Source organism: Bradyrhizobium sp. GW821-FHT13H06 (assembly GCF_058803975.1).
This window is the reverse complement of record NZ_JBXAPN010000001.1, coordinates 960,631-974,054: the sequence shown is the minus strand read 5'-3', so window position 1 is coordinate 974,054 and position 13,424 is coordinate 960,631. Positions and strand designations below refer to the sequence as shown.

Annotated in this window: 14 protein-coding genes; 6 read left to right on the top strand and 8 right to left on the bottom strand. The window is 65.3% G+C overall.

The genetic code is table 11. The annotated features are described in order from the left end of the window. The first annotated feature begins 154 nt into the window (after positions 1-154). Together AC1RQP_RS04690 and AC1RQP_RS04685 are read left to right on the top strand one after the other, a co-directional pair. Positions 155-2,464 (top strand): NADP-dependent malic enzyme, encoded by a 2,310-nt coding sequence (locus AC1RQP_RS04690; protein WP_239623288.1) that lies wholly within the window; start codon positions 155-157, stop codon positions 2,462-2,464. 378 nt (positions 2,465-2,842) lie between these two features. Beyond that, positions 2,843-3,295, top strand: a complete 453-nt coding sequence (locus AC1RQP_RS04685; RefSeq protein ID WP_239623289.1) for a DoxX family protein — start codon at positions 2,843-2,845, stop codon at positions 3,293-3,295. Between the two features lie 3 nt (positions 3,296-3,298). On the opposite strand, the gene AC1RQP_RS04680 is transcribed toward AC1RQP_RS04685, so the two are convergent. The 5 genes from AC1RQP_RS04680 to AC1RQP_RS04660 all read right to left on the bottom strand — a co-directional run bounded on the left by AC1RQP_RS04680 (position 3,299) and on the right by AC1RQP_RS04660 (position 8,885). Further along, positions 3,299-4,414 carry a helix-turn-helix domain-containing protein gene (locus tag AC1RQP_RS04680; protein WP_492936078.1) on the bottom strand — a complete coding sequence of 372 codons (1,116 nt, stop codon included), beginning with the start codon at positions 4,412-4,414 and terminating at the stop codon, positions 3,299-3,301. Between the two features lie 525 nt (positions 4,415-4,939). Continuing rightward, positions 4,940-5,491, bottom strand: a complete 552-nt coding sequence (locus AC1RQP_RS04675; RefSeq protein WP_239623290.1) for a dihydrofolate reductase family protein — start codon at positions 5,489-5,491, stop codon at positions 4,940-4,942. A 7-nt stretch (positions 5,492-5,498) separates the two neighbouring features. After that, positions 5,499-6,524: a polysaccharide deacetylase family protein gene (locus tag AC1RQP_RS04670; RefSeq protein ID WP_492936379.1), complete on the bottom strand. Its 1,026-nt coding sequence runs from the start codon at positions 6,522-6,524 to the stop codon at positions 5,499-5,501. Positions 6,525-6,687: 163 nt separating this feature from the next. Then, positions 6,688-7,257 carry a glutathione peroxidase gene (locus AC1RQP_RS04665; protein ID WP_492936077.1) on the bottom strand — a complete coding sequence of 190 codons (570 nt, stop codon included), beginning with the start codon at positions 7,255-7,257 and terminating at the stop codon, positions 6,688-6,690. An 89-nt stretch (positions 7,258-7,346) separates the two neighbouring features. Next, positions 7,347-8,885: a L,D-transpeptidase gene (locus AC1RQP_RS04660; RefSeq protein WP_492936076.1), complete on the bottom strand. Its 1,539-nt coding sequence runs from the start codon at positions 8,883-8,885 to the stop codon at positions 7,347-7,349. Between the two features lie 208 nt (positions 8,886-9,093). On the opposite strand from AC1RQP_RS04660, the gene AC1RQP_RS04655 reads away from it, so the two are divergent. Beyond that, positions 9,094-9,642, top strand: coding sequence for a CreA family protein (locus AC1RQP_RS04655; RefSeq protein ID WP_492936075.1), 549 nt, complete (start codon positions 9,094-9,096; stop codon positions 9,640-9,642). Positions 9,643-9,657: 15 nt separating this feature from the next. Here AC1RQP_RS04655 and AC1RQP_RS04650 read toward each other — a convergent pair whose 3' ends face one another. Beyond that, positions 9,658-9,852 (bottom strand): hypothetical protein, encoded by a 195-nt coding sequence (locus AC1RQP_RS04650; protein WP_492936074.1) that lies wholly within the window; start codon positions 9,850-9,852, stop codon positions 9,658-9,660. Between the two features lie 407 nt (positions 9,853-10,259). Between AC1RQP_RS04650 and AC1RQP_RS04645 the strand changes: the two genes are divergently transcribed. Next, the gene (locus tag AC1RQP_RS04645; protein WP_239623294.1) at positions 10,260-10,424 is read left to right on the top strand and encodes a hypothetical protein; all 165 of its coding nucleotides are present in this window, start codon (positions 10,260-10,262) and stop codon (positions 10,422-10,424) included. A 32-nt stretch (positions 10,425-10,456) separates the two neighbouring features. Continuing rightward, positions 10,457-10,819, top strand: coding sequence for a hypothetical protein (locus tag AC1RQP_RS04640; protein ID WP_492936073.1), 363 nt, complete (start codon positions 10,457-10,459; stop codon positions 10,817-10,819). Positions 10,820-10,831: 12 nt separating this feature from the next. Here the strand turns inward: AC1RQP_RS04640 and AC1RQP_RS04635 are convergent, their stop codons facing one another. After that, the gene (locus AC1RQP_RS04635) at positions 10,832-11,077 is read right to left on the bottom strand and encodes a DUF6719 family protein (RefSeq protein WP_239623296.1); all 246 of its coding nucleotides are present in this window, start codon (positions 11,075-11,077) and stop codon (positions 10,832-10,834) included. A 66-nt stretch (positions 11,078-11,143) separates the two neighbouring features. Beyond that, entirely contained in the window at positions 11,144-12,613 is a 1,470-nt protein-coding gene (pdxR, locus tag AC1RQP_RS04630; protein ID WP_239623297.1) for a MocR-like pyridoxine biosynthesis transcription factor PdxR, read from the bottom strand. A gap of 75 nt (positions 12,614-12,688) precedes the next feature. Between pdxR and AC1RQP_RS04625 the strand changes: the two genes are divergently transcribed. Continuing rightward, on the top strand, positions 12,689-13,414 hold the full coding sequence (locus AC1RQP_RS04625; protein ID WP_239623298.1) for a pyridoxamine 5'-phosphate oxidase family protein: 726 nt from the start codon (positions 12,689-12,691) through the stop codon (positions 13,412-13,414). Positions 13,415-13,424 lie beyond the last annotated feature (10 nt).

The window sequence follows — 13,424 nt, the reverse complement described above, 5'->3', positions numbered from 1 at the left end:
ACTGCGCGTCCTGTTGATGGGGGCGCAATCGGATGTTGCCACCGGGGCACCCGGCGTGCTTCATCCCGTTTCCATGACCCGGAAATACCGTTTCGCTTGGGCGGCAGCTCCGGATCATGCATTTTGATGCCGGTAACGTGAGGCGAGACTCCGCATGTCGTCCTATTCTGATGATCTCCACCAGGCGGCGCTGGCCTATCATCGTCTGCCGCGCCCCGGAAAGCTCGAGATCCAGGCAAGCAAGCCGCTTGCCAACCAGCGCGACCTCGCGCTGGCCTATTCTCCGGGTGTTGCCGCCGCCTGCACCGAGATCGCCAAGAACCCGGCCGAGGCGGCCACGCTCACCACCCGCGCCAATCTGGTCGCGGTGGTCTCGAACGGCACCGCGGTGCTCGGCCTCGGCAATATCGGCCCGCTGGCCTCCAAGCCGGTGATGGAAGGCAAGGCGGTCCTGTTCAAGAAATTCGCCGGCATCGACGTGTTCGACATCGAGATCGCTGCCGACACCATCGACCGGGTGGTCGAGACGGTGGCGGCGCTCGAGCCGACCTTCGGCGGCATCAATCTGGAAGACATCCGCGGACCGGAATGCTTCGAGATCGAGACGCGCCTGAAGGAGCGCATGAAGATCCCGGTCTTCCATGACGACCAGCATGGCACCGCCATCATCGTCGCCGCGGCGATCACCAACGGCCTCAGGCTCAACGGCAAGAAGCTGTCGGAGGTCAAGATCGTGGCCTCGGGGGCAGGGGCCGCCGCGCTCGCTACGCTGAACTTGCTCGTCTCGATGGGCGCACAGCGGAAGAACATCTGGGTTTGCGACATCGACGGTCTCGTGCATGAGGGGCGCAACACCTCGATGGACCGCTGGAAGGCGGTCTATGCGCAGAAGACCGACAAGCGCACGCTCGCCGACGTGATCGGCGGCGCCGACATCTTCATCGGGCTCTCGGCACCCGGCGTGCTCAAGCCCGAGATGGCCAAGGCGATGGGCGACAAGCCCTTGATCATGGCCCTCGCCAATCCCGTGCCGGAGATCATGCCAGAAGAGGCGCGAAAGGCGCGCCCCGACGCCATGATCTGCACCGGCCGCTCCGACTATCCGAACCAGGTCAACAACGTCCTCTGCTTTCCCTTCATCTTCCGCGGCGCGCTCGACGTCGGCGCCACCGCCATTAACGAAGAGATGAAGCACGCCGCCGTCGAGGCCATCGCGCAGCTCGCGCGCGAGGCGCCGTCGGATGCGGTCGCGCAGGGTTTCGACACCGGCGAGACCCAAGGCTTCGGCCCGGGCTCGCTGATCCCGAGCCCGTTCGACCCGCGCCTGATTCTGCGGATCGCGCCGGCTGTGGCCAAGGCGGCGATGGAGTCGGGTGTCGCGACGCGACCCATCACCAATTTCGACGAGTACACCGCGCTGCTCGAGCGCTTCGCCTTCCGCTCCGGTCTCGTCATGAAGCCGATGTTCGCCAAGGCCAAGACCCAGCCGGTGCGCGTGATCTATGCCGAAGGCGAGGACGAGCGCGTGCTGCGTGCGACGCAAGTCGTGCTGGAGGAGAACCTGGCGCGGCCGATCCTGGTCGGCCGTCCTTCGGTCGTGGAGGCGCGCATCAAGCGCTTCGGGCTCTCGATCCGCGCCGGCAAGGACTTCGACCTGGTCAATCCCGAGGACGATCCGCGCTACCGCTCCTATGTGCAGTCTTACGTCGAGGTCGCCGGCCGCCGCGGCGTCACGCCGGATGCAGCCCGCACGGTGGTGCGCACCAACAACACCGTGATCGCCGCGCTCGCGGTGACGCGCGGCGAGGCGGATGCCATGCTTTGCGGCGTCGAGGGCCGCTACATGAGCCATCTGCGTCATGTCCGCGAGATCATCGGCTTCTCGCCGGGGATCAGCGACTACGCGGCGCTTGCGCTGCTGATCACCAGCAAGGGTGCTTTCTTCATCGCCGACACGCAGGTTCGGCCCAATCCGAGCGCGGAAGAGCTTGCGGAGATCGCATCGCTCGCCGCGGTCCACGTGCAGCGCTTCAACATCAAGCCGAAGATCGCCTTCGTCTCGCACTCGGATTTCGGCAGCTACGACACCGAATCCTCGCGCAAGATGCGGCGGGCGACCCAGCTGCTGAAGGAAAAGCATCCGGAGATCGAGGCCGACGGCGAGATGCAGGGCGACACCGCACTCTCCGCCGCTGCGCGAAGGATGGTGCTGCCGCACTCCAAGCTGGAGGGCGAGGCCAACATCCTGATCATGCCCACCCTCGACACCGCCAATGTCGCCTATCAGATGATCAAGTCGCTGGCGGACGCGCTGCCCGTCGGTCCGATCCTGGTCGGTCCGGCACGCCCGGCACATATCCTGACGCCGTCGGTGACCGCGCGAGGCATCCTCAACATGACGGCTGTCGCAGTCGTCGAAGCCCAGGAGCGCGCAGCCCGGCAGCAGCCGACGTTGTTCACGTAAGGGCGGGCTGCAGGGCCGCCGGAAGGTTGTCCAGCGGATGGATGGGTGCTGTCCCTTCCCCTTGTGGGAGAAGGTGGCATAGGTGGCCTTTGGCCGCCGTTCTTAAGAACGCCGAAGCGAAGCTTCGGCTATGGCGCCGGATGAGGGGTTGTTTCCGCGAGTCGAGATCCCGCGAGCTTTCCGTGCCGATAGATACCCCTCATCCGTCTCGCCGCTTCGCGACGAGCCACCTTCTCCCACAAGGGGAGAAGGGGTAGCGAATGTGTGGCGCGTTTTGAATTCCTCGCGGTTCTCCATTCCCCGTTTGAAAACCGCAATCGGACTCTTCATAATCCCCTGAAGCGTTCCATGCTGTAGCGCTTTGCCAAGAGGCCGATCATGCCAGCGTTCGTGACTTTCGGGCGAATCCTGTTCGCCGTGCTGTTCATCTACACGGGCGCGACCAAGCTCTTTGCCATCCAGGCGACCGCGGACTTCATCGCCACCAAGATCGTAGTGCCCGATGTCATCGCGCCTTACGCCACGCAGGTCGAGGGGGCGACGGCCATGACCACGCCGCAGTTGCTGGCGATCGCGGTCGGCGGACTCGAGGTCATCGCAGGGCTGATGATCGCGCTGAATCTTGGCGCGCGCTTCTTCGCGATGCTGCTGATCATCTACGTCGCCGTCGCGACCGTCCTGTTCTACGATTTCTGGAACCAGACCCCGCCGGACAACGCCAAGATGCTGGTCGACGCGCTCAAGAACCTGTCGATCATCGGCGCGCTCTGCATGATCATCGGCTACGGCCGCACCACGCGTCCGGCCGAGGCGGCCTACGGCGACGTGTAGCGATCAATGCGCCCTTGGGGGCGCGATCTCGCGCATCCAGCGGGAAATCGTTGCGCTGCTCGTTGCATCGGTGCCGTGCTGCAGGCCGAGCAAGGCGGCCTCGCGCGCTGCGCGGGGCGTAATGCCGTAGGCTGCCTTGAACGAGCGCGTGAAATGCGCGTCGGTGCCGAGCTGCCAGCGCCGCGCGACCTCGCTGATGCGCGGACCACGCGAGCCCGAATTGGCGAGATCGAAGAATGCGCGGTGCAGCCGACGGCTGCGAATGTAGTCTGCGATGCCGCCGACGGGGGCGAACAACCGGTACAGTGAGGCCCGGGACAAGCCGAAATGGGCCGCGATCGAATTGGCCGACAGATCCTCGCTGGCAAGGCCAGCCTCGATATATTGCCGAATCCGCATCAAGGACGGGCTCGCAGCGACGGTATGGTCGGCGTCAGCGTCGCCACGTTCGAGCTCGTTGCGCAGGCACGCGGCCAGCAGCGAAACCGTGCCCTCGACCACCGATTGGCATTCGTCGAGCGTCATGCGGGGCGCAAATTCGACCAGTGCGGTGAGATGTCCCGCCAGCAGCCTTGCGATCACGCTGCTGCCGGGCAGGACCAGGCCGTGCAGGTCGTCGACTCGCAAGAGATGGGTGCCGAACATCGGGCGCGGCACGACCAGCGTGATGTTCTCGAAAGCCGTCGCCTTGGTCTCCAGGGTCTGGGCGAGGTCGAACAGGCAGATGTCGCCGGCACGCACACGGATCGGCCGGGTGCCCGCGACGCCGTCATAGCCCCCCTTCAGATAGAGCTGGAGAATGATGTGGTCGACGCCGCTGCGCGCAATCGTTTCGGGGGTGCGGCGGAAACGCTGGCCGCTGGCACGGCTCAGCCCGATCAGGACCGGCCCCATGGCGTAGGAGCTGATGTCGGCGCGAAACGGGCCCGGGTCGTCGGCGGCGAGTTCGTCGACGTCGAACAGCGTGGCGACAGATTCTCGCCAGGCGGCGACATTCGCATCTGTCTCCATCCGATCGGCAGTGAAGCCGAATGCCGGTAGCAGGGACGAAATCGGGGCTGCATTGCCCGTCAGTCCGGAGGCGTCTGTCGGACCTGTCGTCGTGCAGTCGTCGTTCATGGTGCCCGTGGTCGCGTCTCGATCATCGTTGAGGCCGGAAGCCGGCGAGCCGGGCCAATCATGGCAAGGATTTCCGGAGGGCCCTGGAGGCCTTCGGGGGGAGACCCGAGCCCCGGCGTATATGGTGACTATCCCGCAGAGCGAAAGCGGCTCGTTTGTGTACCAATGCTGCCGTCTCGGGCCAGGCAGCACCCAATTGGCGGCTTCCGCCAGGGTTCAGGCCGTCCAGTTTTGCGCTTTTGTCTCAGTCTATTGATCCGGTGTTTCTCAGTCCTCAGCTCGTATTGACGCAGCGCCGCGGACGTTGGCTATAGCGCCATGACCGCCGTCGGGGCCGATTATCGGGCCTCGGCCAATATGCTAGCCGGCTTTGCGCTGGCCGGCGGCGGCGCCAATTTTGTTTGATAAAACCGCAGGATACGCAAAGGTGTCCTGATGCCGGTACTGTGCATGGGGTTGTTCCTCAGATTCTCGCCGGAGCCTCATCCCACCGGTGCGCGAAAGCCAGCCGGCCATGCCGGGAGGCTACTTCGGCCGCCACGGCGTTACGGTCACCTCATGTGCCGCGTCGAGCACGTACGGGGCGCCCGGCTTCAATCCGTGCGAAGCCAGCACCTCGTGAGGCGTCCGCGCCGGCACGCCGCCGAAACAGCCTTCGCCGCCGGGCAGCCGCACATGCGGGGCTTCCGATAGCCAGAACGCGTCGTAGCGGTCCATGAACATGTCGAACACGAGCGGACCGCCGATGATGGCGATCATGCCGGAGGCGACGTCCGCGAACGCGCAGGCCTCATCGAAGCTCGCGTGCTGCGGATTCCACAGCGTCGCGTTCGGCATCTCCGGGTCGACGGTGAGGTCCCTGATCTTGCGGGTCAGGATCAGCCGATTGCGCTTCGGCGAGTTCGGCTGCTGCTCGTGCGAGTGCCGGCCATGCACGATCAGCGCGGCGCGATCGAGCGCCTGCTCGAAGAACAGCTTGTCGCCTTCGAACTTGAGGCTTTCGGGCATCACGCGATCGGCGTCGGCAAGCATGCCGTCCGCTGAGACGATGACGTAGCCTTCGATACGGAAAGACAACGGCCTTCTATTCGGAAACGGTCGTCACCACGGAATTGACCGGGCGCTGGCTCACCGTCGGCAGCTTGGCGTCCTTGAGCAGCTCCTGGTCGTATTCCGGCAGCGTCGATGCCGGGAACTTGGCGCGCATCGCCACCACCTTGTAGCCGCCGGCCTTCAGCCGCTTGAGCAGCTCGGGCAGGGCCTCCGCAGTGTGCTTCTGGAAGTCGTGCATCAGGATGATGCCCTTGCCCTTGGTATCGAGCTTCTTCATCACGGTCTCGACCACCTTCTCGGGCTTGGAGGCCTTGAAGTCGAACGAGTCGATGTCGCAGGAGAAGATCGCGACATTGCGGTTGCCGAGATAGGTGACCATCTCCGGCGGATGCTGGAGCGCCGGGAAGCGGAAGAACGGTGAGGGCGAGATGCCGCCGAGCGCCCATCTCACGGCGCTGAAGCCCTTCTCGATCTCTTCCTTGCGCTGCGCTTCGGTGAGCTTCTTGTTGTTGAGGTTGGCGTGCGACCAGGTATGGGCGCCGACCGTATGGCCGGCCGCGTAGACCTGCTTCAGGATCTCCGGCTCATAGGTCGCGTGCTTGCCGATGGAGAAGAAGATGCCGGTGGTGCATTCGTCGGCGAGCGCCTTCAGCACCGCGGGCGTGTTGCGCGGCCAGGGGCCGTCGTCGAAGGTCAGCACCACCTCCTTGTCGCGCAGGAAGTCGAGCTCCTTGAAATGCTCGAAGCCGAAGCCGGGACCGCCCGTGGTGTCGATCTCGACGGTGCGGGCGACACCGAGCGCGCCCGGCGTGTTGCAGGCCGCGCGTGCCGGCTGCGGCGGCTGTTTGGGCGGTGGCGGATTGACGAACCCTGCTGGCGCGGCGCCTGTCGCGGGAGCGGCGGCCGGAGCCGTCGCGGGCGCCGACGCGACCGGCGTCGCCGCCGGTGCGGCTTGCGTCGCGGCTGCCGGCTTCGAGGCCGGTGTCTGTGACCATGCTGCGCCGGTCATCGCAACCGACATCGCGCCTGCCAAAATCAGTCCTGCCGCCACACGCATGGTGTTGTCCTCGAGATTGGCCCCGTTGTCCCGCCGCGGCTTTTCGCCTGTGGCAAAAACCATCCTGCCCCAAACGATCCTAGCCTAGATGGTGCGGCATCGCCATTGCAACGGCTGTTTGACGCGCCCCGACACTTGTGCCCAGCCGGATGGCGCGCCTGCGTCAACTGTCGGCCAGCGCCCTGGCAATGGCCGTTTTGATTCGCGTGTCGGCCGGTTCGACCGCGGACGCAAAGACGTCGGCGATATAGCCGTCGCGGCCGATCAGGTATTTGTGGAAGTTCCACTTCGGAACTTCCTTCGGTCGCGCCTCGGCGGCCCATTTGTAGAATGGATGCGCTTTCGCTCCGATCACCACGGCCTTGGCCGTAACCGGGAAGGTAACACCATATTGGTGGTGCGCGGTGTCCGTGATCTCACTCGCGCCGCCGGGCTCCTGGCCCCCGAAGTCGTTGGAAGGTACGCCGATCACGGTGAGCCCGCGGGGGCGGAATTCGTTCCAGAGCTCTTGCAGGCCGGCATATTGCGGAGTGTAGCCACAGAGCGAGGCGGTGTTCACCACCAGCAGCGGTTTGCCGGTGAACGCGGCGAGGCGGATGTCGTCGCCAGACAACGCGGGGAAGGAGAAGGCGTAGGCCGCAATCCGGCTCATGCCGCCATCGGCGAAAGCGCGTGCTGCCGGCGCGATCGTGCCTGCAACCGCTGCGACGAGCATGGTCCTGCGATTCATCATGACGGCGTCCCCCGAAATGATCCGGGCCGCATGTTACCCCGCCGGCACGACCGGACTGCTCAACACCGCGTTATCGGGAGCGACGAAGCCTAGTACAGGCGGACGATGAAATCGGTGCCTTCGCCGGTCTCGCCCTGGTTGATGCCCTGGTCGGAGACGATGATCGAGCCGCCGGACGTCAGCATCTCGTTGATCTTCGCCATTGTCTCCGCGGGGATCGAGATGCGGTCGAGGGCCTCGGCCGGGCTGTCCGGCGTGACCACGGGCCTGGCGGCGACGGGGATCACGGCGGCGCCGCGCTGGCCGCGCGCGAGGCGGCTGTCGTCCGCGCGTGCCGCGGAACGGGCGGAGACGGGCAGCGACACCACCGACCAACGCAGCGAATTGGCATCGGCCCTGTCGACTTCGGCGGTGAAGACATGCGTGCCGAGCGGCCGGTCGCTCGCGGCGATCGTGACGGGCACCTCGAACAGCGGCGCAAAATTCTGCCGCACATAGAGCTTGGAATCCTTGCGGCTGATGAAGACGGCAATCTGGCCGGCCCGCTTGGGCGCTTCCGGTCTTACAGCTGGCGCCGGGTCAGCAACGCGGGTCTCGTCCTTCTTTGCGTCGGGCGAAGCAGTCATTGTCGGCGCCGTGGCCGGTGCATTGGGCGTCTTCGCGGAGTCCACCGCCTCCGTCTTGACCGGCTCGGCTTTGACCGCCTCGACCTTGTTGGCAGGCTTGTCGTCGTGACCTGGCTTGACCGTACCGGATGCCTCGGCCGTCCTCGCCTTATCGGCCGGTGCGCCGGCTTCCTCGCGCGCGGGCGCGCTGCCCGTGGTCACATCCGACATCGCGGCATGGCCGAGGGACGCGCGCAACGCGAGCACGCTGTCGGCACTTGCAGTCTTCGTCTCCGCGGGCTTGGTTTCGGCGGCGCCCTTGTCGCCCTTCTCGCCGACAGTAGTCTGCGGTTCGAGGCTCGCCGTGGGCTGCGGCGGCACACGCACGGAGGCGAGCAGGGGATGCGAGAAGCTGTGCGGCGTCATCTCGCCGGGCGCGACGATGACGCGCGCGCCCATCCTGGTCCAGTTCCACATCTTCACCGCGAATGACATCGGCATGCGGATGCAGCCGTGCGAGGCCGGGTAACCCGGCAACACGCCGGCATGCATGGCGACGCCGGACCAGGTGATCCGCTGCATGTACGGCATCGGCGCGTCGCTATAAATGTTGGAGCGGTGGAATTTGTGCTTCTGGATGACGCTGAACACACCCATCGGCGTCGAATGACCCTTCATGCCGGTCGACACCGGGGATTCCGCGAACGCGCCTTTGCTGTCGTAGACCGTCACCTTCTGCCGGTCGATCGAGACGACGATGACGAGCGGTCCCTGCGGCTTGGTGCCGGCTTCCTTCTCGGCGACAACTTCTTTCTTGCCGACCGTGCGGCTCTTCTGTGGCTTCTGGCGCAGTGGCTCGGGACGCTGCCGGGCGTAGTAGGAGCCGTCGGAATAATCCGTCCAATAGTAAAACGCTGCGTCTGCGTGGCTGGTCGTGCCGATCGCACCCGCCGCCGTCAAAACGGCGACCTGCCACAGCCGCGCCCGCTTGGCGAAAGAACCCGAGTCGTTCACGCTGCTCATCCTCGAATCCACAATCCAAATCAGACGTTAGTCTCGCAAAGGGGATACGCGTTCACCAGCAGGGTGGTTCTGCGATCAGCTACATTTGTCCAAGCCGTAGCAGAAAAGCCTCACGGAGCGGTAAACGGCGGCCGCGCCGGGCTGCCTGTCGTCTTCCTGTCGAGCTGTCGCGTTCCTACATTGCGGGGACTTGTTACCGGAGAGCTTCATGTCATCTCGTTTCCCCGGTTTTTCGGGCATCCGCTTGAAAGGCCTCGCTTTATTCCTCCTGGCTCTGACTGCGCCAATGGCGTCGGCATCCGCCGCCGACGAGCCCGATCTGATCTTCCGCCGCTCGACCGTGTTCAAATGGATGAGCCCGAACGACAAGCTCGCGACCTATGGTCTCGACGATCCGGAAGTCGAGGGCGTCGCCTGCCATTTCACGGTGCCGGAGAAGGGGGGCTTCAAGGGGTGGCTGGGCCTTGCCGAGGAGGTCTCGGACATCTCGCTCGCCTGCCGCCAGATCGCCCCGATCAGGTTCAAGAACAAGATGGAGCAGGGCGACGACATGTTCCGCCAGCGGCGCTCGCTGTTCTTCAAGAAGATGCAGATCGTGCGCGGCTGCGACGCCAAGCGCAACGTGCTGGTCTACATGGTCTATTCGGACAGGCTGATCGAGGGGTCGCCCAAGAACTCGACGTCGACCGTGCCGATCATGCCGTGGGGACCGGCGGACGCAAACGTCCAGAAGTGCGGCGAGTTCTTCACTCCGTGACGCGCTTGCGCTCGCTCAAAGACGATCGCCTGGTTTCGCGAGATGCGAACCGGTCAGCCGCACGAACATCTGCGGTGCAGCCTCGAAGCCGCGGCTCGATTGCAGCGCCATTTCGCCGGCGCTGCTGCGAACGGGTGGTTCATCTCCGCGATCCCTCGGTGGATCCGTATCGCGCGGCGTTGCGCGATTTCCCGCCGTCATGGTGGCCATTCCTCACGTGAATGCGCCCGATGAATCGGGCGTCTCGGTTTCGATGGCTTGGGTCGCGTCCGAACCGCCCCCGGTTCGATAGGACCCGGCCCTCGTTTGCCGCCTGTTCAGCAGAAAAACGTAAAATGCGTATGAAGCGCTTGAGGCGGGAGCATGACGGCGCCGGCGCAGGGTGCGTTTTCGCGCTGCAGCCGGAACTTGCCGGGGCACTTTGAGCTGCAGCCAGACCTCTCTGAAATGACTGGCATTTTCCAACAATTGTTTCGTCGTCACGGACGGGACGAAACAATTCTCACGGCGACGAAACCATTTTCAGCTTTTCGCGCATCACGCGCGAAACCGCCCATGGTTATCAGCGTCACAACGACGACGGCGCACCGCCGGCCACCGAATTGGGATACAAGATCATGCGCGCGCTCAGCTTCATCCTTGCTTTCGGTTTCGTGCTCGCCGGCTCCTCGTTTGCGGGAGCGCCTGACGGTAATCTCCCCGGTGTCGGCACCTTCCAGTACAGCGGTTCGCCCATCACCATCACGCCAGCGCAGCCAATCATGGTCGCCGCGCGCTTCTGACCGCACACAAGACAACAGCCGGCAAGGCCATCATGTTGCTTCGTCTCTGCGCCGCGGCATTCGCGTCCCTTCTGACGATCGGTTCCGTTCAGGCGCAGGTTCGCACGCCCTCCCGGCTACCCGATCCACGCAGCGAATTCGTGCGGCAGTGCGCGCCGCGCATGCTCGGGCGCTGGGAGCATCCGGAAGCGGTTTGCGGCTGCCTCCACGACCATGCCGCCGCTGCCGTCGAGGATCGCGATCTGCGCGAGGCGCTGCTGCGCGGCATTACCGAGACCGGCGTGCCGACGATCGAGACCGATTGGGTGCCGGTATCCAAGCAGGGTGAGATCGGCCCGACCTTCACCAAGATCGCCAAGCCGACCTTGCAGTGCATGTTCGATCCGGCGAAGTAGCTTCTCAGCCGATCATCTCGATTTCGGTCCGTGCCGCGGCACGCAGGAGCTCGTGCGCGAGACACCCTTGTCCGTCATCTTGGCGCCGCGCACCTCCTTGACCTGACCGGCGGGGCAGGTTCCGTCATCCACGAGCACACGCTGACCGAGCTTCAGATCGACGATGTCCTGCTCGCGTCCGACGCTGCCTGCACGCGCCGTCGATGCGACCGCGGTGGCGATCAGGAGCGAACAGCAGGCGGCGCGAAGAAGTGACATGACGAAGCTCCCGAAACTGAAGCCGCAATGTAGGGGCCGGTCAGCGATTCTGATAGTGAAGCTTGGTTACGCCCGCCGGCCCGATCTGCTGTTCGCGCGCAAGGCCGAGCGCGATTCCCGCGCGAGCCGGTCGGCGGCCGCCACGAGTTGCGGAATTGCATGCCCCGAAAATCCCAGCACGAATCCGGGCAGCGGACGCGCGCGCGAATAGGTGTCGGCCAATAGCCAGCCCTCGGCGCCGGCCGCTCGTTTGGCCTGCGCTGCCACCGACAGGTCGACCGACGGATCGAACCGGGCGACAAGATGCAGTCCGTGGGATGGCACCGGCACGGATAGAGCGCCGTCGGATTTGGCCTCCAGCGTCTCGGCGAGGGCATCACGCGCCTCGCGATAGAGTTTTCGCACGCGCTTCAGGTTCGCGGCGAAGGCGCCGGAATTGAGCATGTCGGCCACCGCGCCTTCCATCAGCGTGCCGGGAAAGCGATCGAGCGCCGCGCGCGCTGCCGCCACGTCCGCGATCAGGCGTTCGGGCAGGGCGCAATAGCCGATGCGCAGGCCCGGAAACAGCGTCTTGGCAAACGTGCCCAGGTAGATCACGCGCTGGAGGCGATCGATGCCGGCGAGCGACATCAGCGGTGCGCCGTCATAGCGGAACTCGCTGTCGTAATCGTCCTCGAGCACGAATGCGCCGGCCTGCCTTGCCCAATCCAGAAGCTCGAGGCGCCGCGGCATCGACATCTGCACGCCAAGTGGAAATTGATGCGACGGTGTGACGTAGGCTGCGCGCGCGGACGGCGCCGCGATGCGGCCGTTGGCGACACGCATCCCGTGCTCGTCGACGGGGACGGGTACGGCGCGATAGCCGCAATGCGCGATGGTTTTTCGCGCGGCGGGATAGCCGGGGTCCTCGCACCACACCTGGTCGTTGGATTTGAGGATCGCGCTCAGCACGATGCGCAGCGCGTGCAGCGTGCCCGACGTCAGCATGATCTGATCGGGGTCGCAGCGCAGGCCGCGGGCCGACAGCAGATGATCGGCAATCGCCGCGCGGAGCTCGCGGCTGCCGCGGGGATCGCCATAGTGCAGGTGCTCGGCCCCGAACGCACGCATGCGGCGGCCGACGAAGGCGCGAAAACGCTGCACCGCGCGCTCGTCGATATGGGTGCAGCCGAGCGCGAACGCGCCTTGCCCGGGCGTTTCGACAACCACCTTCGGCTTGTTCCGCTCGGCCATCCGCGCAGGGACGCGTGCGGCGACGAACGTTCCGGAGCCGACGGTTGCGTCGGCAAAGCCATCGGCGATCAGACGCTCATACGCGGTGACGACGGCGTTGCGCCGGAAGCCGGTCTGCCTGGCCAGCGTCCGCGACGGCGGCAGCAGCTCGCCGGGCTTGACGAGGCCGGAGACGATCGTCTCGCACAGCGCCTGATAGAGCCGGTGCGCGGCGGAGGCGCCGGCCGTGATGTGCGGCCCCGTGAGGTCGAGGGGCAGCTCGGTCTTGCCGGGCGCGGAGGAATTGGTCGGAATTTTTCGCATGGAATTGGAACTATCGCAGACCAAAAGCCTCGCTACAACTGCGCTGGAATTCTTCCAATCCGAGCGGGAGCGGCCGTGAGCCAGACTGAGACCTCAAATTCCTATCCGACGTCGGCGCGCAACCAGGTGAAGCGCCGGCACGATCGCGGCTTTTACGATCACGCCACGGTCCATCGCATCCTGGATTCCTCGATGCTCTGTCACGTCTCTTACGTGATCGACGGCCAGCCCTATTGCACGCCGACTTTCTTCTGGCGGGAGGGCACCAGGCTCTACTGGCACGGCTCGAGCGCCAGCCGCATGCTGCGCAACCAGAGCAAGGGCGAGCGCGTCTGCCTGACGGTCGCCCATCTCGACAGCCTCGTACTGGCGCGCTGCGGCTTCAACCATTCCGCCGACTACCGCGCAGTCATGGCGTTCGGCACGGCCTATCTCGTCACCGATCCCGAGGAGAAGGAGCGGGCGGTGATCGCCATGGTCGACCGCTTCTTCCCGGATCGCACCGCCGGCCTGCGGCAGAGCACCGCGCAGGAGATCAAGGCAACGTCCTTCATCGCGATGGAGATCGAGGAAGCCTCGGCCAAGATCCGGGCCAAGGGCGTCGCTGACGACGACGAGGACTATGCGTTGCCGATCTACGCGGAGCGCATTCCGGTCCGCACCGTGCTCGGCGCTCCGGAGCCGTGCCCGCGCCTGCTCGACGGTGTGAGCCGGCCCGCGACGCTGAATGGCTATTCCGAAGGCCGGCTGCTCGAAGATGCATTGCGGGATGCTTATTTTGTGGAGTACCCCAACGGCTGAAATCGGCTAG